We start from the raw sequence: 468 nt of genomic DNA, 5'->3' as shown, positions 1-468 counted from the left end.
GCAGCCGGTCGCTTCACCCGCGGCGCTCGCGCGCCTCATGCGCCGTTTCCCGGTGGCGTTGATGGCCGACGAAATCCTGCAGGGGCCAGAAAGCGCGTTCGAGATCGCGAAGAACGAGGGCGCCGACGTGTTCGCCATCAAGATCGAACAAAGCGGTGGACTGTTCGCCGCCCAGCGCGTGGCCACGATTGCGGACGCCGCGGGTATCGAGTTGTACGGCGGCACGATGCTCGAAGGCGCGTTCAGCACGGTGGCATCGGCGCATCTGTTCGCGAGCTTCGCGAACCTGCAGTGGGGCACCGAACTGTTCGGCCCCTTGCTGATTACCGAAGAGATTCTGACCACCCCGCTGGACTACAGCGACTTCGAGCTGACGGTGCCGAACGGCCCGGGTCTGGGCATCGAACTGGACGAAGCGAAGGTCAAGCGCTTCACCCGCGACGGCCTGCTGAAAGTGACGAAATAATC

At 64.1% G+C, this 468-nt stretch carries 1 protein-coding gene; it reads left to right on the top strand.

Annotated features, from left to right (window positions below; genetic code table 11):
• Positions 1-466: enolase C-terminal domain-like protein (locus U5A52_RS43080; protein ID WP_321940508.1), on the top strand; the 466-nt coding region annotated here is incomplete at its 5' end.
• Positions 467-468: the final 2 nt, after the last annotated feature.

It is taken from the genome of Paraburkholderia sp. J8-2 (assembly GCF_905220195.1).
GTDB lineage: Bacteria > Pseudomonadota > Gammaproteobacteria > Burkholderiales > Burkholderiaceae > Paraburkholderia.
This window is presented reverse-complemented; position numbering and strand designations above follow the sequence as displayed.